Origin of the sequence: Bordetella sp. BOR01 (genome assembly GCF_019218885.1) — a bacterium.
Classification (GTDB): Bacteria; Pseudomonadota; Gammaproteobacteria; order Burkholderiales; family Burkholderiaceae_B; genus Bordetella_A.
Window position 1 is genome coordinate 143,495 of sequence record NZ_JAHUWT010000005.1, and the last position, 23,430, is coordinate 166,924.

At 63.1% G+C, this 23,430-nt stretch carries 23 protein-coding genes and 1 tRNA gene; 12 read left to right on the top strand and 12 right to left on the bottom strand.

What is annotated here, in order from left to right; genetic code table 11:
• The first annotated feature begins 25 nt into the window (after positions 1–25).
• The 3 genes from KW845_RS26050 to KW845_RS26060 are packed head-to-tail and all read left to right on the top strand — an operon-like array spanning position 26 to position 2,921.
• A complete protein-coding gene (locus KW845_RS26050) occupies positions 26–1,267 on the top strand; it encodes a CaiB/BaiF CoA-transferase family protein (RefSeq protein WP_218372305.1) in 1,242 nt (413 codons plus the stop codon).
• A 47-nt stretch (positions 1,268–1,314) separates the two neighbouring features.
• Positions 1,315–2,487 (top strand): acetyl-CoA acetyltransferase, encoded by a 1,173-nt coding sequence (locus tag KW845_RS26055; protein ID WP_218372306.1) that lies wholly within the window; start codon positions 1,315–1,317, stop codon positions 2,485–2,487.
• The gene (locus KW845_RS26060) at positions 2,487–2,921 is read left to right on the top strand and encodes a Zn-ribbon domain-containing OB-fold protein (RefSeq protein ID WP_218372307.1); all 435 of its coding nucleotides are present in this window, start codon (positions 2,487–2,489) and stop codon (positions 2,919–2,921) included. Before KW845_RS26055 ends, KW845_RS26060 begins: the two co-directional genes overlap by 1 nt.
• A gap of 33 nt (positions 2,922–2,954) precedes the next feature.
• On the opposite strand, the gene KW845_RS26065 is transcribed toward KW845_RS26060, so the two are convergent.
• Together KW845_RS26065 and KW845_RS26070 are read right to left on the bottom strand one after the other, a co-directional pair.
• A complete protein-coding gene (locus KW845_RS26065) occupies positions 2,955–3,926 on the bottom strand; it encodes a tripartite tricarboxylate transporter substrate binding protein (RefSeq protein ID WP_218372308.1) in 972 nt (323 codons plus the stop codon).
• Positions 3,927–4,021: 95 nt separating this feature from the next.
• Complete coding sequence (locus tag KW845_RS26070; protein ID WP_218372309.1) at positions 4,022–4,897, bottom strand: oxaloacetate decarboxylase; 876 nt, start codon at positions 4,895–4,897, stop codon at positions 4,022–4,024.
• Positions 4,898–5,073: 176 nt separating this feature from the next.
• Here KW845_RS26070 and KW845_RS26075 point away from each other — a divergent pair, with 176 nt between their 5' ends.
• Both KW845_RS26075 and KW845_RS26080 read left to right on the top strand, forming a co-directional pair.
• The gene (locus KW845_RS26075) at positions 5,074–6,093 is read left to right on the top strand and encodes a LacI family DNA-binding transcriptional regulator (protein ID WP_218372310.1); all 1,020 of its coding nucleotides are present in this window, start codon (positions 5,074–5,076) and stop codon (positions 6,091–6,093) included.
• A gap of 406 nt (positions 6,094–6,499) precedes the next feature.
• Entirely contained in the window at positions 6,500–6,877 is a 378-nt protein-coding gene (locus tag KW845_RS26080; protein ID WP_218372311.1) for a hypothetical protein, read from the top strand.
• A 2-nt stretch (positions 6,878–6,879) separates the two neighbouring features.
• Here the strand turns inward: KW845_RS26080 and KW845_RS26085 are convergent, their stop codons facing one another.
• Positions 6,880–8,337, bottom strand: a complete 1,458-nt coding sequence (locus KW845_RS26085) for a phospholipase D-like domain-containing protein (RefSeq protein ID WP_218372312.1) — start codon at positions 8,335–8,337, stop codon at positions 6,880–6,882.
• A gap of 152 nt (positions 8,338–8,489) precedes the next feature.
• On the opposite strand from KW845_RS26085, the gene KW845_RS26090 reads away from it, so the two are divergent.
• Positions 8,490–8,565 (top strand) — tRNA-His (locus tag KW845_RS26090).
• Positions 8,566–8,700: 135 nt separating this feature from the next.
• Here KW845_RS26090 and KW845_RS26095 read toward each other — a convergent pair.
• From KW845_RS26095 to KW845_RS26115, 5 genes are read right to left on the bottom strand one after another with little or no spacing between them, the layout of a single operon-like run.
• Entirely contained in the window at positions 8,701–9,924 is a 1,224-nt protein-coding gene (locus KW845_RS26095) for a pyridoxal phosphate-dependent aminotransferase (RefSeq protein ID WP_218372313.1), read from the bottom strand.
• Positions 9,925–9,966: 42 nt separating this feature from the next.
• Positions 9,967–11,202: a CaiB/BaiF CoA-transferase family protein gene (locus tag KW845_RS26100; RefSeq protein WP_218372314.1), complete on the bottom strand. Its 1,236-nt coding sequence runs from the start codon at positions 11,200–11,202 to the stop codon at positions 9,967–9,969.
• A 2-nt stretch (positions 11,203–11,204) separates the two neighbouring features.
• Positions 11,205–12,002 carry an enoyl-CoA hydratase gene (locus KW845_RS26105; protein ID WP_218372315.1) on the bottom strand — a complete coding sequence of 266 codons (798 nt, stop codon included), beginning with the start codon at positions 12,000–12,002 and terminating at the stop codon, positions 11,205–11,207.
• A 25-nt stretch (positions 12,003–12,027) separates the two neighbouring features.
• On the bottom strand, positions 12,028–14,166 hold the full coding sequence (locus tag KW845_RS26110; RefSeq protein WP_218372316.1) for a hydantoinase/oxoprolinase family protein: 2,139 nt from the start codon (positions 14,164–14,166) through the stop codon (positions 12,028–12,030).
• A gap of 28 nt (positions 14,167–14,194) precedes the next feature.
• A complete protein-coding gene (locus KW845_RS26115) occupies positions 14,195–15,805 on the bottom strand; it encodes a hydantoinase B/oxoprolinase family protein (protein ID WP_218372317.1) in 1,611 nt (536 codons plus the stop codon).
• A gap of 184 nt (positions 15,806–15,989) precedes the next feature.
• On the opposite strand from KW845_RS26115, the gene KW845_RS26120 reads away from it, so the two are divergent.
• Complete coding sequence (locus KW845_RS26120; protein ID WP_218372318.1) at positions 15,990–16,955, top strand: LysR substrate-binding domain-containing protein; 966 nt, start codon at positions 15,990–15,992, stop codon at positions 16,953–16,955.
• Positions 16,956–16,966: 11 nt separating this feature from the next.
• On the opposite strand, the gene KW845_RS26125 is transcribed toward KW845_RS26120, so the two are convergent.
• Positions 16,967–17,914 (bottom strand): tripartite tricarboxylate transporter substrate binding protein, encoded by a 948-nt coding sequence (locus tag KW845_RS26125; protein ID WP_255592986.1) that lies wholly within the window; start codon positions 17,912–17,914, stop codon positions 16,967–16,969.
• Between the two features lie 321 nt (positions 17,915–18,235).
• Between KW845_RS26125 and KW845_RS26130 the strand changes: the two genes are divergently transcribed.
• The 4 genes from KW845_RS26130 (at position 18,236) to KW845_RS26145 (ending at position 20,376) form a co-directional block, all read left to right on the top strand.
• Complete coding sequence (locus KW845_RS26130; protein WP_218372320.1) at positions 18,236–18,586, top strand: hypothetical protein; 351 nt, start codon at positions 18,236–18,238, stop codon at positions 18,584–18,586.
• Positions 18,587–18,871: 285 nt separating this feature from the next.
• Positions 18,872–19,543 (top strand): N-acetyltransferase, encoded by a 672-nt coding sequence (locus KW845_RS26135; RefSeq protein WP_370628295.1) that lies wholly within the window; start codon positions 18,872–18,874, stop codon positions 19,541–19,543.
• Positions 19,540–20,028 (top strand): plastocyanin/azurin family copper-binding protein, encoded by a 489-nt coding sequence (locus tag KW845_RS26140; protein ID WP_218372321.1) that lies wholly within the window; start codon positions 19,540–19,542, stop codon positions 20,026–20,028. The genes KW845_RS26135 and KW845_RS26140 overlap by 4 nt, the downstream gene beginning before the upstream one ends.
• A 75-nt stretch (positions 20,029–20,103) precedes the next feature.
• On the top strand, positions 20,104–20,376 hold the full coding sequence (locus tag KW845_RS26145) for a hypothetical protein (protein ID WP_218372322.1): 273 nt from the start codon (positions 20,104–20,106) through the stop codon (positions 20,374–20,376).
• Between the two features lie 87 nt (positions 20,377–20,463).
• Here the strand turns inward: KW845_RS26145 and KW845_RS26150 are convergent, their stop codons facing one another.
• From KW845_RS26150 to KW845_RS26160, 3 genes are all read right to left on the bottom strand, one after another.
• On the bottom strand, positions 20,464–21,225 hold the full coding sequence (locus tag KW845_RS26150; RefSeq protein ID WP_218372323.1) for a DUF1828 domain-containing protein: 762 nt from the start codon (positions 21,223–21,225) through the stop codon (positions 20,464–20,466).
• Positions 21,222–21,758, bottom strand: coding sequence for a hypothetical protein (locus tag KW845_RS26155; RefSeq protein WP_218372324.1), 537 nt, complete (start codon positions 21,756–21,758; stop codon positions 21,222–21,224). The genes KW845_RS26150 and KW845_RS26155 overlap by 4 nt, the downstream gene beginning before the upstream one ends.
• A gap of 126 nt (positions 21,759–21,884) precedes the next feature.
• Entirely contained in the window at positions 21,885–22,736 is an 852-nt protein-coding gene (locus KW845_RS26160; protein ID WP_218372325.1) for a neutral zinc metallopeptidase, read from the bottom strand.
• 43 nt (positions 22,737–22,779) lie between these two features.
• On the opposite strand from KW845_RS26160, the gene KW845_RS26165 reads away from it, so the two are divergent.
• The gene (locus KW845_RS26165; protein ID WP_218372326.1) at positions 22,780–23,406 is read left to right on the top strand and encodes an L-threonylcarbamoyladenylate synthase; all 627 of its coding nucleotides are present in this window, start codon (positions 22,780–22,782) and stop codon (positions 23,404–23,406) included.
• Positions 23,407–23,430: the final 24 nt, after the last annotated feature.

The following is a 23,430-nucleotide window of genomic DNA, read 5'->3' on the forward strand; positions in this document are numbered from 1 at the left end:
GGGATATTCAAGGGAAGGAGAGGAAATGGGTAATGGCAATCAAGGTGGGCCGCTGGCAGGCGTACGCGTGCTCGATCTGGGCACCATGCTGGCCGGGCCGTTCACCGGTACTTTGCTGGGTGACTTCGGTGCCGATGTAATCAAGATAGAGCAGCCAGGCTCGGGCGATCCCATGCGCACTATTGGTCCCTACGTCAATGGCGAAAGCCTGTGGTGGAATGTCGAATCCCGCAACAAACGGTCGGTTTGCCTGGATCTACGCAGGGATGAAGGCAAGGCACTGATTCATGAGCTTGTCGTTCATGCCGATGTGTTGATCGAAAATTTCAGGCCTGGCACGATGGACCGCTGGGGCCTCTCTTACGAGGCATTGAGCAAGATAAATCCGCGCTTGGTCGTGGCGAGTGTGTCCGGCTTTGGGCAGACGGGTCCGTACGCTGCCCGTCCCGCTTACGACCGGATGGCCCAGGCGTTCTCGGGGATACTCAACATTACCGGATACGCCGACCGGCCGCCCGTGCGCCCCGGTGTTGCGCTGGCAGATTACGGCACTGCTGTATTCGCCGCATTTTCGATCATGATGGCGTTGTTTCACCGGGATGCGCGAGGCGGATCGGGCCAGCATCTGGATGTCGCCATGTACGAAGCGATGTTTCGATTGACGGACTCCATGCTCAGTTGCTATGAGCAACTGGGCATCACACGCGAGCGTCGCGGAAACGAGAACCCGAATGCATCTCCGGGCGATCACTTCGAGACCGCGGACGGCCGATTCATCGCGATCACTGTATCAAGTGACGCGCTGTTTCAGCGGCTCTGCCGGGCCATGGGACGGGAAGACTTGTGCAACGACGAGCGTTTTGCCCTGCATGACGCTCGCGCGCAACGCCTGACTGAGATCAACGGCGTTGTCGGCGAATGGGTACGCTCGATGAGTGCCAAGGAAGCATGCGCCAGGCTGGAGGCCGCGCAGCAGCCGCATTGCCTGATCTATGGCGTTCGGGAAATCATGGAAGATCCCCATTATCAGGCGCGCGAGTCGTTCGTAACGGTGAACCATCCGCGCATCGGGCCGTTCAAGATGCAAAGCGTCGCCCCCCGAATGCTTGGTACCCCTGCGCCGCCTATCCGGCCAGCGCCGCAACTGGGCGACGCCACCAGAGATGTCCTGGCCAGCCTGCTTGGCAAGAGCGATGAAGAGATCAGGTGCCTGGCGGATGCCGGCGTGATTTTCGTCGGCAGGGAAGATGTCTTGCCAGCGAGATAAGTCGAGCCGGACAGAATAGCCGGAAGGCCGGCAAAGAGGAGCTATGAATGGGTAGTCGTGAGAAAGCAGCCACCATCGTGGGCTGCGGGCAAAGTGAGTTTACGCGCTGGGGCGGCATCATGGACAGAAGCCAGTTCCAGATTACCGCGCAGGCGATATCCGCGGCGTTGAACGACGCGGGCCTGACGGCCCAAGACGTGGATGGGTTCGCGTCGTTTTCGAACGATGCCAACGAAGGACCACTGATGCAAGTGGCACTTGGCGTGCCAGAAATGCGCTGGTCGTCCATGGTCTGGGGCGGCGGCGGCGGAGGCTCGATTGCGGCACTCTCGCAGGCTTGCGCAGCGGTCGAGTCGGGGCAGGCGCAGGTCGTTGTCGTCTACCGAGGGCTGTGCCAAGGGCAGTCGCGCCGCTTCGGCCGGTTCGGGCAAGGGCGCACGCATGGAAATTTCGTACACCCCTTCGGGTTGTTCGCACCACCGCAGATGCTTGCCATGGTCGTGCGGCGTTTCATGCACCTGTATCCCATTACGGAAGATCACTTGGCAGAGATCGCGCTGAATGCCCGAACCAATGCCAATAGGAATTCGAACGCCGTCATGCATGGGCGCACGATGACCAAGGAAGACTATCTGGCCTCACGCTGGATCGCCGAGCCTTTGCGCTTGTTCGATTGCTGCCTGGAGACAGACGGTGCGTGCGCCGTTATCGTGACGACGCGAGAGCGCGCGCGCGATCTGCCTTCGAAGCCGGTTAATGTCGTGGCTGTGGCCCATGGCAGCGGGCCTGGATGGGGGTCTGGCCCCTTGGGCAGCAACAATATGCCCGACGAGGATTATGCGTCGACCAATAATCGTCGTATCGCCAAGACGCTCTTTGCGAAGTCGGGCCTGAAACCATCGGATATCGATGTGGCCCAGATCTACGACCACTTCAGCGGCATGGTGCTGATGGCGCTGGAAGATTATGGTTTCTGCGGTCCCGGCGAGAGCGGCGCATTCGTGGCCGAAGGCCATATACGCCCGGATGGCATTCTTCCGCTCAATACTTCGGGCGGCCAACTATCGGAGGCGTACGTGCATGGGATGAACCTGCTGATCGAAGGGGTCAGGCAGGTACGCGGCGAATCCACCACACAGATCGACGATGCCGAGCTTTGCCTGGTGACGGGCGGCTTGGGTGTATCGCCCACCAGTGGCGTCATTTTGGGGAGAAATTGATGGCTTATTTTCCAGCCGATATGCCGGGCGTCGAGCCCAACATGGACGATACGGGGTTCTGGGACAACTGCCGCAAGCACCGGCTTGTTTTCCAGGCCTGCAGTGAATGCAGCGTGTTGCGGCACCCGCCTACACCCATATGCCCGCACTGCCATTCAGTCCAGGTCAAATGGGTAGAGGCGCCGGACGAAGGCCAAGTCTATACCTATACCATCGTTCATCATGCGAGCCATCCTGCGGTGCAGAGCAGGCTGCCGTACGTCGTGGCCCTGCTTGAATTTCCGGGCCTGCCCGGGGTCAGGCTCGTGACGAATGTCACGGATGCACCACCGGAGAAAGTGTTTATAGGCATGAGGCTGGGGCTTTGGTGGGACGACCTTGACGACGGATTTTCGATTCCACGATTTCGTCCGAAAGAGCCCGTTGCCTCATGACTATTGCCGTTCAAAAAGTTCTCAAACAGGTCGCTACTGCGCCTGCAGCCTATCCGACAGCTTGTCCACTGTCTTCTGGTCCCGCGCGACAATGCCGGTGAACTCTTCCGGGGTATTGCCCACCGGCGTGATCAACAGCGGCTGCAGCACCTTCAGCACGCCGGGATCCTGGGCCGCAAGCTTCATCGCATCGGCAATGCGCTTGACCACCGCATCCGGCGTGGCGGCCGGCGCGAAGATCCCATACCAGTTGTTGGTGAACTCGACCTCGCCCAGCCCTTCTTCGGCATAGGTGGGCACGTCGGGAATCTGCGGCAGGCGCTGGGCGCTGCTGACGGCCAGGATCTTCATCGTGCCGGCCTTGTGGTGCGGCAACACCGAAGACGTGCCCGTCACCACCATGGTGACGCGCCCGCCGATGATGTCATTGACGGCGGCCGATGTGCCGGCGTAGCGGATATTGGTCATCTTGCCGTTCAGCCCCATCGCGTCCACCAGGCCCGACCCCGCCAGCAGCGTGAAGGGTTCGCCGCTGGCCCAGCTGCACTGGGCCTTCGGCTGGCTGCAGGTTTTCTTCAGGTCTGCGATGGTCTTGATGTCGGTGTTGCCCTTGACCACGATGCCGGTGGGGCCGGTTGCCAGCATGCTGACCGGGCGCAGCTTGACCAGCGGATCGTCCTGCAATTCCTTGTTGATGTACTTCAACGCAGCGATAGCCGGGATCGATATCAGCAGCGTATAGCCGTCGGGTTTTTCCCGCATGACCATGCGCGTGGCGATCAGCCCGTCGGCGCCGGGCTTGTTTTCCACGACCACCGACTGCTTCCAGTGGTTCGACAGGAACTGCGCCGTGGCGCGCGCGATGTTGTCGCTGCCGCCGCCGGGAGAATAGGGCACGATCAGGGTCACGGGCCGGTCGGGGAAATCGCTGCCCTGCGCATGGGCGCCGGCGGCGCCCAGCGCCAGGGCTGGGGCGAGAATTGCAATGGGCAACCACTGTTTCATGATTTTGTCTCCTGGTGGGCGCGCTGCGCCGGCGTACCGATGGTCGCCGGGTCGTGCGCCGCGTGTCGTACCGCGGGTGGAAGAAAAGGTGCTGCCTACTTCGTTGCGTACTTCGATTCGCGGGCGATGGCCCGGTCCAGGCCGACGAAACTGTTGAAATCGTCGAAGCTCGTCAGGCGGTCGGCGACGGCATTGGTTGCGCAGCCTTCGCGCATGAACGTCTCCATCATTTCCTTGACCGCCTTGTGCATGGCAAACATCGGCTCGATGGGGCAAAGCGCGTAGTCAAAGCCGATGTCGTGCACTTGCGCAAGCGACAGGTAGGGGCTCTTGCCCGAGCGGGCCATGTTGAAGAGAATCGGCTTGCCCAGCGGCTTGAGACGGCGCACGATCTCGCGCATCTGGTCGACGCTTTCCGGCGCATCGGCGTACAGTCCGTCCGCGCCGGCGGCGGCATAGGCTTCCAGGCGGTCCAGCGCGTCGGCCAATCCGGTCACGGCAATGGCATCGGTGCGGGCCACCACGAAGAAATCCGGGTCGGTGCGCGCATCCAGCATGGCGCGCAGCTTCTGTTGCATTTCTTCCTTGGATACCAGCTGCTTGCCGGCGAAGTGGCCGCATTTCTTGGGCACGGCCTGGTCTTCCAGGTGCAGCACCGAAGCACCGGCTTCTTCCCACAGCCGGATCGTGCGCTGCACGTCCAGCAGGCCGCCGTAGCCGGTATCGGCGTCGGCGAATACGGGTACCGTGGTCACGCGGCAGATGCGGCGGATGTGCTCGAACATCTCGGTCTGCGTCAGCACGCCCACGTCGGGCTGGCCGGCCAGGATGGCCGAGGCGGCAAATCCGCTGACATAAATGGCCGGTGCGCCCGCCTGTTCGGCCAGCATGGCCGTGACGGCGTCATGTGCGCCCATGCAGACAAAGGGCGGCTTCTTCAGCAGGGTGCGGAATCTGGCGGAACGGTTCAATGCATTCTCCTACGTGGACAAGGGGCGGGCGCGGATGGTATCGATATCGGTCCGCCCGGGAAAATCGGGCCGCAAGCCGGCCGTGGGCACGGGAAGTGTCTTGGTTTGTCGTAGAATCGCTGGCTGGGCCAGGCCCGGCAGGGCATCTCGCCGCGCAATTCGCACTGGGATACGAAGTGGGCAGGAAAGCAATCAATCCGGATGTGTCGATGAAAGACGTGGCGCGTCTCGCGGGCGTGTCGCCGATGACGGTGTCCCGGGCAATGCGCGCCCCCGGCATGGTGTCGCCCGAAACACAAGAGCGGATCCGCCTCGTCATCGAGAAAAGCGGATATGTGCCCAACCGGGTGGCGGGCAGCCTGTCCTCGAACCGCACCACGCTGGTTGCGCTGGTCGTTCCCAGCCTGCGCAACGCCCTGTATGCCGAGATGATCCAGGGGATCTCCGACGTGCTCAGGCGCCAGGATTTCCAGTTGATGATCTCCGATTGCGGCTACTCGCTCGAGCAAGAAGAAAAACTGATCGCCGCCTACGTGGCGCAGCGCGTCTGCGGCCTTATCTTGCACAATACGCGGCACACCCCCCGTGCCGTGCAGATCTTGAAGAACAACCGTTCCATCACGTGCATCGAGACCGGCAACCTGGTGTCCGACCCCATCGACATCGCGGTCAGCTATTCCAACTATGCGGCAGGCGCCGCGATGGCCGAGCATCTGGCCGGGCTGGGTTATCGCAACATGGGTTTCGCCAGCCTGCCGGTACGCAATAACGACCGGCTGCGCGAAAGGCGGCGGGGCTTCATCACGCGCCTGCGAAAACTGGGCCTGCCGGTGGCGCCCTCGCTCATCATCGAGGTCGAGCCAGGCCTGGAAAGCGGCGCGCAGGCCCTGGGGAAAATCGTCGATACGGATCCATCCGTGGACGCCGTGTTCTTCGCCGGCGACGTACTGGCCGCGGGCGCGGTCTTCGAATGCCAGCGCCGCGGCCTGGCCGTGCCCGGCCGCATCGCAGTGGCAGCCTCCGACGACAACGACCTGATGCAGCATACGATTCCTCCGCTGACGACGGTGCGTTTTCCGCGCTACGAGATCGGCGTGCGCAGCGCCGAGGCGATCATCGCGCGCAACATGGACATGTACGCCGGGTCGCGCACAGTCGACCTGGGCTTCGAAGTCATCCAGCGCGGCAGCACCTGATCTCTCGGCGCCGTAACGCTGCATTCCTTGCTTCCCGATTGCCTTTGTCTTGAGTGCGGCTGCCTGCGCGGGCAGGGTGCTGGCCGGACGCGGCCGTCTCTGCAAGCTTTGATGATATCGATATCATTGTATGACGACAAGAAAAACTTTTTTGGGGCATGGCGCGATCCTGGCGTTGGTCGAGCAGACGGCGCTTGCGGCCATTGTCTCGCGCAGCGCTTGGCGCGGCCGCGACGGCTTGTACGCAATCCCCCTGGAAGCGTCCACGATGACGCGCATGCCTGGCCTGGTCTGGGTGGATGACCAACCGCGCGTGCCGGCTGTGGCGGCGTGTGCACGTTCACCGGTGCGGCCGGCAGGGTTATCATACGCGGGCCCATCAAAGCCCCTATGCAAGGTAATTTTCATGAAAACGCAACGTGCTCTACTGGCTGGCGGTGTCCTGTTGGCATTTTCCATGTCGGCGCAGGCAGCCAGCATGGCCTTCATGAACCACACCATCATTTCCAGTATTCCCAAGAAAGACCGGCCCGATTTCCGCGCCGCGGTAACCCAGGTGCTGGAAAGCCAGCCCGATGGCGCGGCCACCACCTGGACGGGGTCGAAACCGCCGCATGGCTTGCCGGTCAGCGTGAAAATGACAGTACAGCGCACGACCGAGACCCAGAAAGCCAACAAGTGCCGGCTGGTCGATGCCTTGGTCAGCCAGGGCAACAGTTCCGAAGACTGGAAGTTCTGGTTCTGCAAACAGGATTCCGGCCAATGGAAGGCCAGCCGTAACTGATCCTACAGGTAGGGCGACGCCAGCCAGATCATCTTGTTGCGCAGCCGCTTGGCGAAGGGCTGGCCATACAGGTGTTCCAGCGTGACCTGGCGCGCGCCCGCGATGTGGCTGTCGATGCGCGCGGTGATCCATGCGGCCAGGTCGCGGTCGTAGATCTCGGTGTCCAGCTCGAAGTTCAAGCGCAGGCTGCGCGGGTCCAGGTTGGACGACCCGATGTACGACCAGGCGCCATCGACCGTCATCAGCTTCGAGTGGTCGAATGCACCCGCCGCGCGCCAGACCCGGCAACCCGTGCGCACGATCTGGTCGAGCTGGGCGTTCATGGCGTAGTTCACCAGGCGCAGGTTGTTGCGGCCCGGAATGACCACGTCGACGACGATGCCGCGCCGGGCGGCCGTGGCCAGGGCGCCGATCAAGGGTTGGTCGGGCAGGAAATAAGGCGACTGGATGCGGATATGCCGTTGCGCCACCGCCAGCGCGCCCAGCAGCATGTTGCGGGTGCTGACGACGGCGCGGTCTGGTCCCGAGGGTACGCAGCGCATCGGCACCATGCCCGGCAGGGGGGCCGAGGGCGGCGGAAACCACGGCGCGCTGTCCAGCGTTTCATGGGTGGTGAAGTTCCAGTCGTGGGCGAATACCGACATCAACTGCGCCACGATCGGGCCGTCCAGCCGGAAATGCACATCGCTGTTGGTACGGTCGCCGGCCAGCGCGCGCACGAAGGCCGCCCGCACGTTCATGCCGCCGGTAAAGCCGATGCGCCCATCCACCACCAGGATCTTGCGGTGACTGCGCAGGTTGGCGTAGGGCATGCGCAATACGCCCAACGGGTTGGTCATGAAGCGCGCCGTGCGCACGCCGCCACGATGCAGCCTGCGTACGATGGGCGGGCGCGAATACCGGCTGCCGATGGCATCGATCAGTACGCGCACCTGTACACCACGCTCGTGCGCCTCGATCAAGGCCTGGGCCATTTCGATGCCGATGGCGTCGCTGTCGAAGATATAGCTTTGCAGGGCAATGCAATGGCTGGCATCGCGGATGGCCTGCAACATGGCCGGATAGGTCTCGTCGCCGCCGGCCAGCGGGCGCACAGCGTTGCCGCCCAGCAGAGGAAAGCGGCTGATCCTGTCGCCCAGCGTTTTCAGGGACGCGAACTGGGGGCTGGAATAGGGCACTACGTCGTGCACCGGCGACTGGGCGTGGCCGGCGTAGGTCAGCATGGCCTCGTCGCGCTGCTGCGACACCCGTGTCTGGTGGACCCGGTTCACGCCCGCCACGAAATAGAACAACGCGCCGAACAGCGGGGAAAACAGCGCCACGCCCACCCAGCCTATGGCGGCACGCACATCCTGCTTGGTCATCGCGGCATGCACCGCCGCCCCAGTGCCGGCCATCACGCTTACCCCGAACACCAGGTGTGGCCAATATTCGTGCAAAAGCTCTTCGAAGCGATCCATAGAAAACCCGGAAGGAGGTCGCGCCACTGCACTGTTTTCGGTGCCGGCGGATGCGCCAGGATAGCAAGGTGTGGCCGTAGGCGGAACGGGTGGGCCGAAGTGATCGGAATGAAAAAAATATGTTAGAATTCGGCCTCTTTGCAGTTCCAGTGGTGGCTGTAGCTCAGTTGGTAGAGTCCTGGATTGTGATTCCAGTTGTCGTGGGTTCGAGCCCCATCAGCCACCCCAAAAAAATTCAATGAAATCAGGCACTTGGATCTAATCCAAGTGCCTGATTCCATTTGTGTCGTGGAATTTCCAGGGGTGCTGGCCGCATCGCCCTGACAATCTGGCCCCCGATCGGGCCATCGATCAGGCCACCGATCAGGCCCGGTACAGTGCGACCATCTCTTTCAGTCGTTCTACCGCGGCGACCGCGGCCTCGTGGTTCTGGGAAAAATTCAGCCGTATGCTGGACGCCGCAAGGGGGCTGAATTCGGTGCCGGGTGTCACGATCACCGACGCCTGCTGGCGCAGCAGGCGCACGAAATCTTGAAGTGGCACGCTCAGCGCCGGCAGTTGCGGAAAGACATAGCTGCCCGCGTCAGGGCAGCGAAGCATCGCGCCGTCTACAGTGCGCAGGATCGCCAGCAGATCGTCCCGAATCGCCTGGTGCTTTGCGATCCGGTTCTGCATCCAGCCCTCGGGCTCGGCAAACCAGGTATTCAATACGGCCTGGGAATAGCCTGGGGCGCGCAAAGAGACAATTGCCTGGAGCTTTTCCATGCGGTCGATCAAGGCCGGGCTGCCAAAGCCCACGCCAAGGCGGTAGCCACTTAGCGATTCGGTCTTGGACGGCCCCATGATCGTAATCAGGTTTTCGACCGTGCCCCGATGGGCGGCAAAGTGGGTGTACGGCCGCCCGGGATAAACAAGGCGCGAATACAGCTGGTCGACAATCACCGTTGCGCCATATCTGCCTGCCAGGTCGGCGATCGACTCGATCTCTTGCTTCGAGTAGACGACGCCGGCGGGATTGTTCGGGTTGGAAAACAGGAAAGCGCGCGCCCCGGCCTTGAAGGCCTTTTCCAGCTGGCCCAGGTCGAGTCCGGCGCATTCGTCCTGCTGAAGATATTGCATTTGCACCGGCACTACCTCGCCGCCGATGAATTCCACCAGCTTGCGATTTGCGAAGTAGTCGGGTTGCACGATTGCCACCTTGTCGCCGGCAGTTACCGTGGCTGCGATTGCCAGGAATAGTGCTCCCTGGGTGCCTGGCGTAATAATCAGTTCGGTTTCCGCCGCCACGGGCGCGCCGGTGAAAGCGCCAAGGCGCGCAGCAATGATCTCTCTAAGAGCGGCCGCGCCGCGATACTCGGTGTAGGCCTGGCAGCCGCCACGATGCACGCCATCGACGAAGGCTTGCAGGGCGCCCGGCGTGGGGCCGAAGGCGCTCTCGTCGACATCGCCATGCGAGAAATCCACGGGTACACCGGGCAAGGCATCCCCGCGCTGCACGGATTCCAATCCCGCCTTGGTCTGCCTGACTTCTTGTCCAGGGGCGAAGTCAGTCCCGAGTTTCATGAATTTTTCTGCAATCGAGTTCACTTGTCATCCTTGGATAAAAGGGCGGTCATCAGCGAATTGCCGTCAGATGACGCCTGATTCACGGAATCCGGCGATATCCCTGGAACTGAAGCCGGCATCTTTGAGTACTTCATCGGTGTGTTCGCCTCTGGACGGCGTGGCGGTGCGCATTTGCGATGGCGTCCGGCTCAGGGCGAAAGGTTGTCCGACCACATGGATGGAGCCCAGCGCTGGATGGTTCAGCGGCTGTGCAACGCGCAAATGCTTTACCTGAGGGTCGTCAAACACTTCATTGATCCGATGGATCGGGCCGGCGGCCACGCTGCCTTGCTCGAAGACCTTCAGCCAATAAGACGAGGGATGTTTGCGGGTGCGATCGCTCAGCTCCTGGTTGAGGGCGGTTCGATTGCTCGAACGGGATTCCTCGGTGGCATAGGGCTCTTTTGCGTAGAGGTCGTGCGCGCCCATGGCATCGCACAGGCGCTTCCACATCGCCTGCTCTCCGGCCGCAATGTTGATGAAGCCGTCGGCTGTCGGATATACGCCCGTCGGAATGGATGTCGGGTGATCGTTGCCGGCCTGAACCGGAATTTCATTCAGGAAAAGCCAGCGGGCCGCCTGGAAATCCATCATGGAGATCATGGCCTGAAGCAAGGAGACCTGTACCCACTGCCCCTGGCCGGAGTGCTGCCGTTCGATCAAGGCGGTCATGATCGCCAGCGCGCAGTACAGGCCCGCCGCCATGTCGGCCACCGCAATGCCAACGCGCATGGGGCCATGGTCGGGATGCCCGTTGATCGACATCATGCCGCCCAGGCCTTGCACAATATGGTCGAAACCAGGACGTTGGGCATACGGCCCATCCTGTCCGAACCCCGAAATGCTGGCATAGACAATGCGCGGGTTGATCGCCTTCAGCGTCTCGTAGTCGATCCCGAGCCGGTGCTTTACATCCGGCCGGAAGTTCTCTGCCACCACGTCGGCGTCGGCCACCAGGCGGCGGAAAATCTCCAGGCCGCGAGGGTCCTTCAAGTTCAGGGTCAGCGAACGCTTGTTGCGGTGCAGGTTCTGGAAGTCGGGACCTTCTCTCAGGCCGCCCCACCCGTCGCTGACCTCCATGTATTGGGGGCTTTCAATCTTGATGACATCGGCCCCCCAGTCGGCGAACTGGCGCACGCAGGTCGGGCCGGCGCGCACGCGCGTCAGGTCCAGTACACGAATATTGCTCAACGGCCCCTTGCGTTCGCCGTGCTGGGCCCATTCTGCGGTGTCATTGCCGACCGCATCTGATCGTTCCATGTTCAACGTCCTTCAAAGTTCGGCTGGCGCTTGGCCGCAAACGCATCGCGGCCTTCCAGATAGTCTTGGCTTCGGTAGCAAAGGTCGATCAGCCGTTGGGCACGCCGCATATCGCGGTCGGCCTCGGTTTTCTCCTGTTCAATGAAGCCTTGCTTCAAGGCCTTGATCGTCAATGGCGCATTCGACGCAATGAGTTCGGCGTAGGCGATGACTTCTTTCTCGAGCTGGTCCGAAGGCGCGACCCGATGTACCAGCCCGACCCGCAGTGCTTCATCGGCCTGATATCGACGGCCGGTGAAAAAAAGGTCGCGGGCCCGGGCCGGCCCCAGCAAGCGATTGAGCCGTATCTGGCCTTCATACCCATATCCCAGCCCCAACTTGACGGCGGGAATGGCGAACTGGGCCTTTTCATCGCAAATGCGGATGTCGCAACTCGAAGCAAAATCGAGCCCGCCGCCGATGCAGTAGCCGTGGATCATGGCGATAGTCGGTTTTTCGCAGGCATAGACCGCGTTGTAAGAAGCTTCGTTGATGTGGTGATATTGGCGGTTCTGATCGGGGTCGGTACGCACCTGGCCAAACGAGGAAATATTGGAACCCGCGGCGAAGGCACGCTCGCCGACTCCGGTTACCACGATCACCCGGACCGCATCGTCGGCCTGCAGTTCGGCCATCACTTCCGGAACTGCCTGCGCCATTTCCATGGATATGGCGTTGTGCTTGGCCGGGTTGTTGAATGCCATCCAGCCTATCGCGCCTGTCTTGCGGGAAACAATGCCCGTGCTATTCGAACTCATCATTTATCCTTGTTCTGCATCCAGTTATTCATGCGGCGACATCGGCAGGAATGCTGTCGCTGGTCTGCGGCTTCGATACGGCCAGCTGAACGATCAGGCTGCCGGAACCATCGACGATGGAATGCGACTCGGCAGGCAACACCAGCGTGGATGACGTCTCTTGAATAATGGCCGGGCCCTTCACCTCGGCGCCGACCGGCAGCAGCTCCCGGTGGTAGACAGGCACGGATTCGTACCGGCCCCAAGCCCCCACCCAGATATCACGGCGCCCTTGCTCGGCCCGGGCCGCACCGGCGGCAGGCGCCGTGGCATCGAACTCCGCTGCCTGGGCCTGCGCGATGACCGCAACGCGTATGTTCACGATCTCGATATCGCCCCCCGGCGGAACCTGGCCGAACATCTGTCGGTAAGCGGCCTTGAACGCATCTTCGATCATGGCCAGCGCATTCTGGCCATACGGGCCCGTCGGTAGCGTCGTAACCACTTCGAAACCTTGCCCCACGAAACGCAGGTCGGCTGAACGCACGACGCGGGGGGCGGTCTTGCGGTCGGGCAGGGTGGCGTCTACCACGGCCAACGCGTCGGCCTCCAGCGTGGCATAAAGCGCTTCCAGTTCGGCCCCTTTCATCCGGGACAGGCGTCTTGCCACGGTTGCCAGCCTGTCGACACGGGCAGGCGCCATCAGCAGGCCCAATGCCGACGCCACTCCTGCCCCGGGAGGGCAGATCACTCGCTCTACACCGATGCGCCGGGCGACCTCGCAGCCGTGCAACGGTCCGCCTCCTCCGGTCAAGAGCATCGAGAAGCGGCCGGCGGCATGGCCCCGCTCGGCCACGTGCACGCGTGCGGCGCCCGCCATGTTTTCATTGACGATGGAATAGACTCCCCAGGCAAATTCGGGAACCGATACGCCGGCCTTTTCCGCCAACGGCAGCATCGCCGCCACGGCCTTGTCCCGATCCAGGCTGATCGTGCCGCCCGCGAACGTAGCGGGATCCAGGTATCCCAACACCAGATTGGCGTCTGTCACCGTGGGCTGGATGCCGCCGCGGCCGTAGCAGGCAGGGCCGGGAACCGACGCCGCGCTTTCCGGGCCAACCTTCAGCAACCCCAGCGCATCCAGGTGCGCGATGCTGCCGCCGCCCGCCCCGATCTCGATCAATTCGATGGTCGAGATCGAGATCGGCAGGCCGCTGCCCTCGGTAAGGCGCTTTTCCCGGCTGGCCTCGAAGCGGTGCGCGATCAGCGGTTCGCCGCCGTCGACCACCGCCAGCTTGGCCGTGGTGCCGCCCATGTCGAATGCCAGCACGTCTTCGATACCCGAGCGCTGGCCGAAGAAGGCACCCGCCAGGGCACCCGCGGCCGGCCCGGATTCCAGCAGCTGGATGGGCACCCGCTTGGCTTCGTTCACATGGGTCAGCCCGCCGTTGGACAGCATCATGAAGAGCGGCGCGGATATCCCCAGCTTATTGACCTCGTGCATCATCCGGTCGAGATACCCGTCGGCCAGGGGTTTCACGTAGGCATTGGCAACGGTGGTCACGCTGCGTTCGTATTCGCGGATCTGCGGCGAAACCTCTGAAGAAATCGACACGAACAGATCGGGGAATTCCTGCGCAATCAGTGCGCGGGCATGGCGTTCGTGGGCGCCATTGGCATAGGCGTGCAGGAACACCAGCGCGATCGATCGCACGCCGCGGCTTTGCAGTTCACCGGCGCTGTGCAGAACGGCAGCCTCGTCCAATGGCTGCAGCACCGATCCGTCGGGCCCCATGCGCTCGGGAATTTCCAGGCGCAGGTGCCGTGGCACGAGCGGCTTGGGAAGCTCGATATGCAGATCGTAGAGCTCATACTTGTTCTCGCGCGCCATTTCCAGGGTGTCGCGAAACCCCTGTGTCGTGATCAGGCCGGTTGGCGTGCCCTTGCGCTCGATCAGTGCGTTGGTGAACAGCGTGGTGGCGTGGATTACCCGCCCGACGGCAGAGTAGGCAATGCCCTCGCGCTGGAACAACTTGCGCACGCCGCTCACCGCGCCCCGATAGGGTTCACTGGGGGTCGTGAGTTCTTTATGCGAAACAGAGCGGCCGGTTTCGTGGTCATACACCACGATGTCGGTGAAGGTGCCGCCGATATCGATGCCGAGCGAATATTTGGTCTTTGCGTTCATGATGGATGCGGGTCGGGTTAGGTTCGTATCAGGCAGAGACATAAGCATCGAGCCGGTCTCTTTCCAGCTTCTCGGGGCTGCGCCGTCCGGGCAGGCCGTATCCGCCGCCGCCTGGGGTCTTCAGTTCGACCACGCCGTTCGGGCCGATCACTTGCTGGACTTTCGGATTGCAGGTTGCGCCGTCCACCAGCACCTGGCCGGGAGCACCGTCGCCGCCGCCGGCCAAGCCCGCCGGCGCGGCCTCGGGACGGGTGCGTTCCGCCATGAAACTGACCACCATCGGGAAACCCGAGGCGTTCTCGAACTTGATTTCCTGCCCCGTGCCGCCACGGAACTGCCCGTCGCCGCCGCCGTCCTGGCGCAGGCGGCGGTGATGAACCCGCACGGGCAGAAGTTGTTCGATCATCTCTACCGGCGTCGACGAGATATTGCTGGGCCAGGACAGCACATTGATGCCGTCGCGGTGCGCCGAGGCGCCGTAGCCTCCATTCATGAAGAACATGCTGGCGTACGGGCTGCCGTCGTCGCGCTGACCGGCCACATTGGCGCACCATAGCGGCGAACCCACCGTGGCGATGACCTTGTCGGGCATTGCCTCGGCTAATGCGCGCACCACCATCATGGGCAGCATGTGGCCGACCAGGGCGCGGGCCCCGCCGGCCGCGGGCGGTAGCGCGTTCAAGATCGAGCCGGGCGGCGCCGTTACTTCGATGGGCGTGATCACGCCTTCGTTGCCGGCGACATCGGGCAACAGCACCGTGCGCACGCCATAGCAGGTGTACGCCTTGGTATACGCCATGCACACATTGATGGAAGCGGCCACCTGGGGATCGCTGCCGCCGTAGTCGACCAGAATGGATCCATCCTTGACCGTCATGGCCATCTCCAGCCGTATGGGGTCGCCCACGCCGTCGGTGATGGCGCTTTGCCTGTAGACACCTTCCGGGATCTTGCAGATCGCATCGCGCATCGCAGCCTCGGAGCGGCTCTGGATCTCGTGTGCAAGTTCTTCGAGGGATTCCAGCCCGTACTCCTGCATTTGGGCCAGGACCCGCTGTTCGATGCGTTGCAGCGCGGTGAACTGCGCATAGAGATCGCCCATGACCTGGTCCGGAACCCTGACGTTCTTGCGCAGTATCTGTTCGAACACCTTGTCGATGACGCCGCCGCGCATGACTTTCATGATGGGTATCTGCAGCCCTTCTTCGAAGACCGACCGGGCGTCCGCCGAACGGATGCGGCCGCCTATGTCCGGGGCATGCGCCACAGACCCGGCCCAGCCGATGATGCGGCCATCCAGGAAGATGGGCTTGGCAACCGTGATGTCCGGCAGGTGGCCCGTGCCTTGCCAGATATCGTTCGTGATCAACACATCGTCGGGTTGCAGGTCATCTGCGAATTCGGCGATGAAGTGCCTGATCGTCAAGGGCACGGTGTTCAGGAACGACGGAATGCTGTGCGTGGCCTGGGCCAGCGAGTGTCCGCTGGCATCGGCCAGCACGCAGGCGAAGTCGTTGGATTCCCGGACGTTCGTCGAGAACGATGTTCTGACCATGGCAACCGCGGCTTCGTCGACGATGGAAATCAGACGCGCCCATAGAAGCTCCAGCGTGATGGCATCCAGTCGGGTTCTTTGCATGTTTCATCCAGTTCGTTATGGGGCCGACACACCAACGGTGAAGGCATGGTTAATTCTGCATCCGTAAAGCATGGCAAGCCAATGTTTTGATTGACGCACCCTATTCCAAATCGATATGCTTCATGCGCCCCTTTCGATGCCTGGGCAGCATCGGCATAGCGCGCGGTAAGCATCGGAGACACGCATGTCGCCTGACACGGGTAAAGCCCTGCACCAAACGCCACTGGCGCTGAATCACCGCTACATCGAGGCGTTCCGTGCGGTGATGATTCGCGGCACGGCTACCGAAGCGGCCGCGATGCTCCACACGACACAGCCGGTCATCAGCAAGCTGATCGCCCGCTTCCAGCAGGTCAGCGGCATTCGGCTTTTCGAACTGCGCAAAAGCCGCCTGGTGCCGACACCCGAGGCACATATCCTGTTCAGCACCATCGAACGCAGCTACATCGGCCTTGAACAAATCGGCCAGACCCTGGCCGAGCTGCGCGGGCTGCATTCGGGACGCGTGCAGATCGGCTGTCTTCCGTCCATGGGCATGGGCCTGCTGCCCCAGATCGTCCGAACCTTCCTGGACGACCACCCCAGCATCCAGGTCGCAATCGAGACCGTAGATTCGAACCTGGTGCGCAACAGCGTCGCATCGGGGCGCTTGGATATCGGCATCACCATGCGGCAAGTCGATACCGCCGGCACGCATGTCGAGCCGCTGGTGCGGGCCAGGGCGGTCTGTGTGATGTCCGCCGATCATCGGCTTGCCACCAGGAAATCCATCAGCGCGAAAGATCTCGACGGCCTGGCGTACATTGCGGTTTCGCGCAACGACAGCATGCGGGCGGTGCTCGACCAGGCGTTCACCAAGCAGAAATCCACACCTATCGTGGTCGCCGAGACCACCTACGCCATTACGACCTGCATGCTTGCGCTGCAAGGCGTGGGGGTCGGCATCGTCAGCCCGCTGGTTGTCCCGCCACTGCACAAGGCGGGCTTGGTGGCCATACCCTTCTTGCCCGAGGTGCCCATCGAACTGGTGCTGCTGACACCGCTCGATCATCCCTTGTCGCAGGTTGCCCAGGCATTTGTCGCGCGGCTGAAGCTTGCCTGCGAGCAGTTTTCTCAATGCGGTCTCCCGGAGCATCGCCTCGTGTCGTAGCTCTCGAGGCACTACATGCCCAGGTGCGCGCTGTGAATAAGCTTGGTGTATTTCTGGGCTTCGCGCTTGACGAAAGCATTGCTGGTTTCGGCCGTGCCGCCCACGGGGGTGACGCCCAGTTCGGCCCAACGGGATGCCAGGGCGGAAGAATGGACAATACGGTCGATATCGGCGCTGATCTTGCGCCGCAAACCGGGGTCCATGCCCGTGGGCGCGGCAATGGTGTACCAGCCTTGGAACTCGTAGTCGGGCAAGCCTTGCTCGGCCACGGTCGGGATGTCCGGCAGGCTCGAGGCACGCAGGTGTCCCGTCACTCCCAGCGCCTTGACTCGCTTGCTCTTCACAAGCGCCGTGGCGGTCGGCAGATTCTCGAACATGGCTTGAATCTGTTCACCCATGAGATCGGTGCTGGCGGCCGAGCTTCCCCGATAGGGAATGTGCGTGAGCTTCACTTTTGCATCGGCCATGAACAGCTCGCCGGCCAGGTGGGTAGCCGACCCGGGGCCTGCCGACCCGAAATTGATGACCCCGGGTTCCGATTTCGCCAGCTTGATGAAGTCTTGCACGCTGCTGGCCTGCACTGACGGATTGACCAACAGTACGCTGGGGAAAGTGCCGATGATGCTCAGCGTGTCGAGGTCGGTGCTCGGGTCATACTTGAGGTCCGGGTAGATGGCAAACGCCGCCTGTACGGGCTGCAAGCCCACCAGCAGCGTATAGCCGTCCGGACTTGTCTTGGCCACTGCTTCGCTGCCTATATGGCCGCTGGCACCGGGTTTGTTCTCTACGACCACGGGCTGCCCGTAAAGCTCTGAAAGCTGCTGGGCCAGCACCCTTCCCAGCATGTCGGCCGAACCGCCGGCGGCCACCGGAACGACCAGGCGGATGGGCTTGGTCGGGAAATTTCCTGCGTGGGCCAGCACCGGACCGAGCAAGCAGGCGGCAAAGCAGACAAGCATTTTTCTCACGGTATTCCCCTTATCTGGATATTGTCTAGAAGACGTGCGGCACAAGACTCATCTCGTTGCCCCGTTCGTCCCGGCATTGCAATGGCCGGACTTGCGGTTGGATGAGCAGATGTCGTTCACAGATTTTGTGTCATGGCCCGGGCACGGTCCAATTCATGTTTCGCCGCACGGTATTCCCCAACGACATGCACCGACATGCGATGCGATGCACCATCGGGGGGCGGGGAGTGCGCGATGCCTTGGGTCCGGTGCGGGCTTAAGAATCCCGTGCCCGCACCGTTAATGGGCGGTCAACCTCGCCTAAGCAAAACCATGTCGATTTCAGCGATATCCAGCCCCGTTGCTTCCATCCATTTGAATCCGGACGACGACAATCCTGGCGGCTCCGGGCTGGCGCGGATCGGCAAACCGGCCAGTGCAGCGGGCGCCGCGGCGCCACAGGACAAGTCCGTCGACCCGGTGGCAGAGGTCATCAAGCAGTTGCAGGAACGCCTGCGCCAGGTGATGCTGCAGATCCGGCGCCTGCAGGCCAGCAAGATTCCCGAAGAGCAGAAACTGCCGCAATTGCGCGCTTTGAACAGCCAGGCGGTGCAACTGCAGCAGCAGATCACCGCGGCGCAGGAAGAGGCGATGCGCGCAGCCCGTGGCGGGATCACCGCCTGACCCGCACGGCGTGCCTGGCCTGCCGGGCGGGTACTTGAAAACAGGCAAAAAATCCCTGTGATACGATCCCGCCCTGTAACGGCAGCCAGCGCAATGGCGTAGCCCTGGCACAGCCATGACGGCCCCTCGATCGAGGGGCCGTTGGCATTTTGCGCCGCCACTTTTATCGATTTTTCACGCGACGGAGCTTTTCCCTTGCCTGTGTTTTCGCTTTTTCCGGCTGTCCGGATCGACCCGGCCGCCATTTTCGACGACCCCTGATTGACTTCCTGACAGGAGATAGCCGTGTCTACGCTGACGCTGGGCGCGTTCCCCGGGTGGTTTGCCCGCATCATGGAATTGCGCATCGACGTTGACCCCGGTTCATGGAAACTGGATAACGAACTGGATTCGCTTTACCGCCGCATCACCCATCCCGGTGACCGCCTGCACGACATGCCCGAGGTCGAAACCGAAATTCCCGGGCTGGTGCTGCGCTACCGCGAGGCGGACGGAGAGTTCTACGTGTATGTGGTGGACAAGGTGCGCGGCAGGCTGGCCGGCTACACCGTTTTCAACCGCCTGGTCGAGCTCGGGCGGCGTGCCGATCCGCTGCTGCGCGCACCGCATTCCAAGTATGATCCGGCTTACCAGCGCCGCGGCATCGCTGCCGCTGTCTACCGCTGGGCCCTGAATGCGGGGCAGTGCCTGATCACCGGGGCCCGCCAATCGGTTGCGGCACGCGCGTTGTGGCAGTCGTTGGCCAGGCAATACGAATCCGGCTATGTCGAGATACGGCGCAAAGCCATGACGAGCCTGGGGCCGCAGGTGCCCGATCCCGTGCTGCACGACTTGCATACGCGCATGGTGCTGTTGGGGCGGGGCTGGACCTGGCCGACCCTGGCGCAGGCAAGCGGTATGCGCGAGCACGCCTGTCGTGGCAACCGCCACGCTTTTGAAACGAGAGCATTGCGATGAACAAAAGACTGATTCTGGTACAGGCCGCTGCCGCGGCCAGCGCCCTGATGGTTGCCCTGGGCGCGTCGGCCTCGGGAACCCATGCTGGCGGCCATGGCGACAGCCATGGCGCGGCCACGATAGGCAAGCCCGGTGTCGCGGCGAACGTGTCGCGAACCATCGACGTCGACATGACCGATGCGATGCGTTTCACGCCGGATCGCATCGAAGTCAAGGCGGGCGAGACCATCCGCTTCAACGTGATCAATTCGGGCCGGATCCGGCACGAGATGGTGCTGGGCACGGAACAAGACCTGGGCGACCACTACCAGATGATGCTCGATGATCCCGGCATGCGGCACGACGAGCCGAACTCGATCTCGCTGGCGGCTGGCCAGGCAGGCGACATGGTGTGGCACTTCGATAAGGCAGGGCAGGTACGCTTCGCCTGCCTGGAGCCGGGCCACTATCCGGCAGGGATGAAAGGGGTGGTCTTGATCAAATGATGGGCAGGTTCGTTACAAAACTTATCGGGCTTGTGACGGAATGCAGGGTATGCTGGCCCCAGAGAGGGCCTTCGAGTGCATCAGAACAATTTGATCTACAAGGGGTATCGGCTGACGGCCAAAGTCGCGCGGGGCAACCCCGACACCATGGCAAACACGCCGAGCTCCCCCGTCTTTACTGCATCGGTGTTTGTAGTGCAGGCTGATTCCGTACAGGAACATGGCGACGAATACGTGGTGCCCAGCTTTGCCAACGGCGATTTCGTGTACAGCCCGCGCGAGGCCGTGCACGAGGCGATCAGCCATGGCTGCGCGATTGTCGACGCGTTGACCGGAGTCGTCAGCTAGGCAGGGACCATGCAATAGAACAGGTGTCCGGCACGCAAGCGCCCGACACCTGCCCGTGTCAGCGGCGCCCGCATGGGCCCCCGCCGGTCAGTCGGCGAAGATCTCCGCCCAGCTGCGAGCCTTGCCCAGCGGGCGTACCGTGGCCGATTGCTCCAGAATGGACACCGCTTTGTTGAATTCCTCGGCCGATGCGCCGTCTTCCAGGATGACCAGGCGGCTGTTGGCCGAATCGGCCATTTTCACGTCGGCCATCTTGCCGTGGGTCTGGTAGACCTGCGTCCAATCCATTCTCTTGCCGGCTTTCAGCGCAATCGGTTCGATGTAGGTCAGCGCCGCGCTCGTGGCGCCGCGCACGGCATAGGCGAAATCTGCCCGGTGGCCGCTGCTGCCTTGCGCCTTGGCGCCCAGGACCAGGCGGTCGCCCACCGCTTCGGCCAGGGTGCGGCCTACCTCGGCGCGAAAGCGCAAGCGGCTGAATTTGGGCATCCATTGCCCGCACTGGAAGCTGAGCGCCGTGGTGAGCTTGACAGCTTCCCACAGGGCATCCTGCAATTGCCCGGCGGGGCCGCTGGCGACGATGGCGCCGGTCTTGTCGAAACGCGCCAGGCCGAGCCCCGGAGCCTGGTTCAGTTGCTCTAAACGCTTGGCGTTCAGGTCGACTCCGTAGGCGGCGGCATGCATGGCGGCTTCGCCCGCGTCGGTCAGGTAGAACGAGTGATCGTCGGGCTGGGCGATGAAAAATGCCGCGTGCTGGCCATCCAGCCCCATGGCGACCGGGGTCACGGCGCGCACGGCGCGTTCGCCGGCCGGCAGGACGGTCCATCCGGCAGCTTGCAGGAATGCGGTCATAGCAGCAATTCGATCTGGCGGCCCTTCAGGGGGTGGGCGAATCCCCCCGCCAGGACCAGGTTGGCCTGCCGCAGGAAATAAGGGATCAGGGCGGCAATGTCTTGCAACGGCGGTACCACGGGCTCGGCATAGCCCTCGCCGTCGTCATGCCACACGTGCCGGTGCGTGCGTTCGGCAAGCACGCCCCGATAGTGCGGCCGGCCGCGGCCGACCAGGCTGGTGTGGAAGGTATCGCCGGTATCCACGCCCACGACGCGGTGCGGGCCTACGAACAGGCTGGCCGAACAGGTTTCGGCCATGGCGATGACGGCCTGGCCATGCACGGCCGTGCGGGCGGGCCGGTAAATGGCGCGAAAGATGATGTCGTCGCGGGCTTCGCCGCGCAGCCGGCAGGCCGAACAGAATTCCAGCCACTGGGCGTGGCCGGCGGCGGGGCGGGGCGCCCAGGCAACCGGCTTCACGGTTTCTTTGGGCTCGGCCAGGATGTCGCGCACTTCGGCCGGGGTGATAAGGGGGGCTTGCGTATTGGCCATGGGCCGCTGTCTTGTCGTCTTGGTCTTGTCCGGGCGGGCCGGCCCTGGGGGGCCGGCGCGATGGCGGGCATCGCGAAGGGGCGTAATCTTACAAGAATGCGGCGGCCCAGGGGCCGCCGCGCGGTTTCAAAGCGTGTCGGTCGAGAACGTATCGCACTGGCGCAGGTCGCCGCTGTCGAAGCCGCGCTTGAACCAGCGCACGCGTTGCGCCGACGAGCCGTGGGTAAAGGCATCGGGCACCACGTAGCCTTGGCTTTGCTTTTGCAGCGTGTCGTCGCCGATGGCGGTGGCTGCGTTCAGGCCTTCTTCGATGTCTCCGCTTTCCAGGATGTTGCGAGCCTGGTCGGCTTGCCGGGCCCATAGGCCGGCGAAGCAGTCGGCCTGCAATTCCGTGCGCACCGACAGGGCATTGGCCTGGCCCGGATTGCGCTGGCGCAGCTTGTCGACCTGGTCGGAGATGCCAAGCAGGTGCTGCACATGATGGCCGACCTCGTGCGCAATGACATAGGCCTGGGCGAAATCGCCCGGCGCGTTCAGGCGGCGTTCCATTTCGTCGAAGAAGCTGAGGTCGATGTAGACCTTGCTGTCGGCCGGGCAGTAGAACGGCCCCATGGCGGCCTGGCCCGTGCCGCAGGCGGTGGGAGTGGCGCCGCGGAACAGCACCAGCCTGGGCGCGACGTACTCGCGATTGAGGTTCTGCTGGAAGATGGCACCCCAGGTGTCCTCGGTTTCGCCCAGCACCTGGGCCACGAAGCGCGCCTGCGGATCGTTGGCCGGCGGCGGGCTGGCCTGCTGCTCGGTGGGGGCCGGCCCTTCTTCGGCCATTTGCAGCACGACCGACGGATCGACGCCAAAATAGATGGCCACCAGCGCCAGCACGACCGTACCGATGCCGATCGAGCCGCGCCCGCCCAGGCGTGGGCCGCGTGAGCGGCGATCTTCGACATTCCGGCTTTCCCGCGAGTCACCCATGCGCATGTTGTTTCTCCTGAGCAAGCGCCAAGGATGCTAGGATAAACCCATGGCCCTATTCTTCTCCATTCATCCCGATAACCCGCAGCCCCGGTTGCTGAAACAGGCGGCCCAATGGCTGAGCGACGGCGGCCTGGTGGCGGTGCCTACCGACTCCAGTTATGCGGTGGTGGCCCACCTGGATGACAAGGCGGCCGCCGATGCGCTGAGACGCCTGCGGGGCCTGGACGAACGCCACCACCTGACACTGCTGTGCCGCGACCTGGCCGAAATCGGCCACTTCGCGCGCGTCGACAACCGCCAGTACCGGCTGTTGAAGGCCGCGACGCCCGGCCCCTGGACTTTCATCCTCGAGGCCACGCGAGAAGTCCCGCGCCGGGTATCGCATCCCTCGCGCAAGACCATCGGCATTCGCGTGCCCCAGCACGCCGTCACCCTGGCGTTGCTCGAACAGGTGGGCGCGCCGCTGCTGTCGACCACGCTCATTCCCACGGGCGAAGACGACGCCCTCAACGACGCCGAGGAAATCCGCGAGCGCTATGCGCACGAACTGGCTGCTGTCATCGACGCCGGTGCCTGCCCGCAAGCGCCAACCACTGTCATCGACCTGACCGGCACCGAACCCGCCGTGCTGCGCCGCGGCCGCGGCGACCCCACCACGCTGGGCCTGGCCTGAGCGCAGCCTTCCGGCCGGCATGCC

Bases quoted from the DNA above. Each gene is read 5' to 3' on its own strand.
- KW845_RS26150 (WP_218372323.1), bottom strand. From the start codon at position 21,225: ATGACCGCATTCCTGCAAGCTGCCGGATGGACCGTCCTGCCGGCCGGC.
- KW845_RS26155 (WP_218372324.1), bottom strand. From the start codon at position 21,758: ATGGCCAATACGCAAGCCCCCCTTATCACCCCGGCCGAAGTGCGCGAC.
- KW845_RS26140 (WP_218372321.1), top strand. From the start codon at position 19,540: ATGAACAAAAGACTGATTCTGGTACAGGCCGCTGCCGCGGCCAGCGCC.
- KW845_RS26165 (WP_218372326.1), top strand. From the start codon at position 22,780: ATGGCCCTATTCTTCTCCATTCATCCCGATAACCCGCAGCCCCGGTTG.
- KW845_RS26055 (WP_218372306.1), top strand. From the start codon at position 1,315: ATGGGTAGTCGTGAGAAAGCAGCCACCATCGTGGGCTGCGGGCAAAGT.
- KW845_RS26125 (WP_255592986.1), bottom strand. From the start codon at position 17,914: ATGCTTGTCTGCTTTGCCGCCTGCTTGCTCGGTCCGGTGCTGGCCCAC.
- KW845_RS26050 (WP_218372305.1), top strand. From the start codon at position 26: ATGGGTAATGGCAATCAAGGTGGGCCGCTGGCAGGCGTACGCGTGCTC.
- KW845_RS26120 (WP_218372318.1), top strand. From the start codon at position 15,990: ATGTCGCCTGACACGGGTAAAGCCCTGCACCAAACGCCACTGGCGCTG.
- KW845_RS26115 (WP_218372317.1), bottom strand. From the start codon at position 15,805: ATGCAAAGAACCCGACTGGATGCCATCACGCTGGAGCTTCTATGGGCG.
- KW845_RS26160 (WP_218372325.1), bottom strand. From the start codon at position 22,736: ATGCGCATGGGTGACTCGCGGGAAAGCCGGAATGTCGAAGATCGCCGC.
- KW845_RS26080 (WP_218372311.1), top strand. From the start codon at position 6,500: ATGAAAACGCAACGTGCTCTACTGGCTGGCGGTGTCCTGTTGGCATTT.
- KW845_RS26065 (WP_218372308.1), bottom strand. From the start codon at position 3,926: ATGAAACAGTGGTTGCCCATTGCAATTCTCGCCCCAGCCCTGGCGCTG.
- KW845_RS26130 (WP_218372320.1), top strand. From the start codon at position 18,236: ATGTCGATTTCAGCGATATCCAGCCCCGTTGCTTCCATCCATTTGAAT.
- KW845_RS26085 (WP_218372312.1), bottom strand. From the start codon at position 8,337: ATGGATCGCTTCGAAGAGCTTTTGCACGAATATTGGCCACACCTGGTG.
- KW845_RS26100 (WP_218372314.1), bottom strand. From the start codon at position 11,202: ATGGAACGATCAGATGCGGTCGGCAATGACACCGCAGAATGGGCCCAG.
- KW845_RS26105 (WP_218372315.1), bottom strand. From the start codon at position 12,002: ATGATGAGTTCGAATAGCACGGGCATTGTTTCCCGCAAGACAGGCGCG.
- KW845_RS26060 (WP_218372307.1), top strand. From the start codon at position 2,487: ATGGCTTATTTTCCAGCCGATATGCCGGGCGTCGAGCCCAACATGGAC.
- KW845_RS26110 (WP_218372316.1), bottom strand. From the start codon at position 14,166: ATGAACGCAAAGACCAAATATTCGCTCGGCATCGATATCGGCGGCACC.